The organism is Thiolapillus sp. (genome assembly GCF_048562965.1).
Lineage (GTDB): Bacteria > Pseudomonadota > Gammaproteobacteria > Chromatiales > Chromatiaceae > Thiolapillus > Thiolapillus brandeum_A.
In genome coordinates this window covers 1-3,544 of record NZ_JBHNMF010000340.1, presented here as the reverse complement: position 1 = coordinate 3,544, position 3,544 = coordinate 1, and the positions used below count along the sequence as shown (strand labels likewise).

Sequence of the window (3,544 nt, the reverse complement as noted above, 5' to 3'; positions counted from 1 at the left end):
CAACCCATAATGCAAATTTGCCGGTCAATGGTGATGCGGAATTGATCTACGCCTTCCAAGCGAATGACGGGCGTGGAGAAGTACGGGTTCAAGGGGGACTAGACCAAGGTGCTGTCACTAAAGCCGTGCTGGATATCATGGAAGGAACAGAAGAAGCATTTCGACGGCGCAGAGAAAAGTATCATTTCTAGTAAAAACAGTAAGATAACGATATTATTGCACGATAACAATAACAATGTTATCGTTCGCTATGGTTGTTACCGAGGTGCCTGTGGAGCAGTTGGCTGCAAAATTGAAATCCTACCTGTCAGAGGTGACAGGCTTTGATATCCGGACAAAGCCGTTGCAGCATGTTGCTTTGCCGTATTTTTTTTCCCGCCAGTATGCGTTGTACGACTTGTGGGTGGGTTCTGCCAAATTCACGGCCATTTTTTTGCAACACAGTGATGAATTCAGGCCGGCTCAATTTTTGAAGCATTTGCGTCAAGTGCCAGTCATCGACCCAGACGATGTATGTGTGGTTGCGCAGGCATTACCCGCCTATTTGCGAAAGCGCTTGATTCAACAGCGAATCGCTTTTGTTGTTCCGTATACGCAGATGTATTTGCCGTCTGTTGGAATGGAGTTGCGTTCGCGTTCAGATCGGGAACTTCCTACTTCTGTGGAGAGATATAGCCCGGCTACCCAGGTGGTGCTCATTCACGGGTTGCTGGGGAGAATGAGCAAACCCGTTACGCCATTGGAATTGTCCAATTTGCTGGGGTATAGCGCCATGACCATGAGTCGGGCGTTGAACGAATTGGAAGCCAGCGAGGTGGGAAAAATCGAGCGTGTTGGCCGAGAACGGCTTATTTTTTTTCCAGAAGATAGAAAAATATTATGGGAAAAGGCTTTCTCTCGGTTACGCAGTCCGGTCAGCAAGAATGAACGTGTTTTTTTACGAGACGTTCAGGGAGGTAAATTGCTACCAGCGGGAATGACTGCGTTGTCCCGATACTCGATGTTGGCCGAGCCATTTCATCCTGAGTTCGCAGTGAGCCAGGCCTTGTGGAAGGAAATGCAAATGGCTGGCATCGAAACCATTCCCGTAGAAGATGAAGGTTCCTGCTTGATGCAAATTTGGCGATATGACCCAAGGATCCTCGTGGTTGAGGAAAGGGTCGATCCTTTTTCTTTATATCTGAGTTTGCGTGATGAAGCGGATGAGCGAGTTGAAATGGCTCTGGAGAAAATGATGGAGCATTACCTATGATCCGAGGATTGGACGTATTTCGAGCGCATTTTGCCGATTTTACAGATCGCTATGTGCTCATTGGAGGAGCCGCCTCTGATTTGGTGATGGCCGATGCAGGTGTAAATTTTCGAGCGACCAAAGACCTGGATATCGTATTGTGTATTGAGGCGCTGGATGCAGGTTTTGCGAAAGCATTTTGGGATTTTGTCGAAGCGGGCAACTACGAGATTCAAGAGCGCAGTACGGGCGAGAAGGTGTTTTATCGTTTTAAGAATCCCAAGAATCAAGATTACCCGGTAATGCTGGAGTTGTTTTCCAGAAACCCCGAGGGCATGGTACTGGGTGATGACAGCCATTTAACGCCCATTCCCATTGATGATGATGTGTCCAGCCTTTCTGCGATTTTGCTCAATGACGACTATTACCATTTTTTGCATCAACACATCATAGAGCTTGACGGCATACCCGTGATTCGACCGGAATGTATTATTCCGTTGAAAGCGCGAGCATGGCTGGATTTGACGAGCCGAAAAGCGCAAGGAGAGGCCATCGATTCCAAAAATATCAAGAAACATAAGAACGACATATTTCGTTTATTTCAAATTATTGATCCTGGTTTGCGGGTTGCATTACCTCAAGAGATAGTCCAGGACATGAGAATGTTTTTGGTTGAGGTGGGAAAAGATGCGAGTTTATCTCTTAAACCTTTTGGCCTTTCCGGATTGAGTGTTACCGATGTCGTTGATCAGCTCAAGTTGATTTACGGGCTGGAGGAATCGTCAATATGAAAGGCTCGAAAACCATTGGGGATGCATTAGTTTCTGCTTTGAGCCGTGCCAGCGTGTTCAATCCAGATGTACAGGTGAAACCCGCCTGTGTGCTTTGGCCTGATAAAAGTCGTCAGTGGGAGGCGATCATACCCAGGTTGCAGTCTGAGCTTTCTGAACTCTTGGTGTTAGGCCCCTATGATACTGAAGCGCGTACTGGCCCGGCTATTTGGTTGCGATGCGCCATAGCCGGATTAGTAGATGAGGTCAGTCTTTCCCCTAACACTACGCCAATATTGTATTTGCCGGGCGTGAGTCGCCAGGATCTGAGGGCAGTAGAGAGCTGTGATGAACAGTTGAAACCCTTGGCGGAGTTGCAGTACCGAGGGGTGATTTGGTCACAGATCAACGCCAAAGATTGGACTATCCTGGCGTTTCTCAAATCCGACCAAGGTGGGTTGGGACTGGATGTAGCGCAGGACGTAAAGACCAAGCATGCCATGCAATTGGCGTTGTATCGATTGCTGGAAGAGGATCTCGCCCTACTCAAAGGAAAACGTCTGGACAAGGATTACTTCAATACCTTACTGACAGGTGGTGATCCTGTTCGTGACTTGCTGTATTGGTTGGACCAGGGGGAGGCATTTGTTGAGAGTCAGGGGGAGAATGCCTGGCAGGCTTTCGTGCAAGTTATCGAATCGCAGTTAGGATTCAATCCTCAGAAAGAAGGTGTATTGGCAGGCGCGGAAAGGTTAGCCCTGCAGGAAGGCCCGTGGAAAACGGTTTGGCAACGATTCTGTGAGGCGCCACATCGTTATCCCAATATCCCCAAGCAGATTACAAAATGCAATCCTCCTGTTTTCGATCTCTTGGCTAATGCGGAGTCAGCCTCAGGCTGGCCCCAGTGGAATGAACAGCAAGAGAAGATTCTGCTGAATGATTTGAAGGCACTTGAACAACTGCCTCCGCATGAAGCGCGTAAGCGAATACTGCAGCTTGAAGAAATACACCAGGAGCGCAGACGCTTGGTTTGGGCAGAACTGGATCAGGCACCACTTGCTCGGGCAATGCAGTATCTATCTGTGGTAGCCAAGGTGACCGAAACCGGATTGAACGCCGGTACCATCGATGATCTCGAGACAGGTTTTTCCACTTCAGGTTGGAAAGCAGACGATGCAATTTTACGGGTGCTGGAGGTCGTCAAAGATAAACAGCACTTGGATGCAATTCGTGTGGCAATACGATCTGTGTATCTTCCCTGGCTTGAAGACTCGGCTCTTTACTTGCAGCAACAGGTCAATGAAAACGGTTACCCGGGCGGAACGATTGAAAGTCAATCACCTGGCGTTCCATTGGAAGGGCAGTGTGTGCTGTTTGTGGACGGATTGCGCTTTGATACTGCCAAGCGCCTGGAGCGGCTGCTGATCTCTGAGGGCTTGGAGGTAACAGAGGCGCAAAACTGGGCGGCACTGCCGAGTGTAACGGCAACAGGGAAAGCAGCTGTATCTCCGGTACGTCATTTAATTGATGGTGAAGATGATAA

At 48.6% G+C, this 3,544-nt stretch carries 4 protein-coding genes; all 4 read left to right on the top strand.

The window, feature by feature from the left end; translation table 11 throughout:
- A partial coding sequence (locus ACOCD2_RS14430) for a hypothetical protein (RefSeq protein WP_419598576.1) occupies nt 1–191 on the top strand: 191 nt, incomplete at its 5' end.
- An 89-nt stretch (nt 192–280) separates the two neighbouring features.
- Nucleotides 281–1,252, top strand: a complete 972-nt coding sequence (locus ACOCD2_RS14425; protein WP_293652579.1) for a transcriptional regulator — start codon at nt 281–283, stop codon at nt 1,250–1,252.
- Nucleotides 1,249–2,022: a hypothetical protein gene (locus tag ACOCD2_RS14420; RefSeq protein ID WP_293648931.1), complete on the top strand. Its 774-nt coding sequence runs from the start codon at nt 1,249–1,251 to the stop codon at nt 2,020–2,022. Before ACOCD2_RS14425 ends, ACOCD2_RS14420 begins: the two co-directional genes overlap by 4 nt.
- Nucleotides 2,019–3,544, top strand: a 1,526-nt coding sequence (pglZ, locus tag ACOCD2_RS14415; protein WP_293652581.1) for a BREX-1 system phosphatase PglZ type B, incomplete at its 3' end; no start/stop codon positions are given. The genes ACOCD2_RS14420 and pglZ, both read left to right, overlap by 4 nt.

Excerpts from the sequence above, each read along its gene's own strand:
- ACOCD2_RS14420 (WP_293648931.1), top strand. The coding sequence starts at position 1,249 with ATGATCCGAGGATTGGACGTATTTCGAGCGCATTTTGCCGATTTTACA.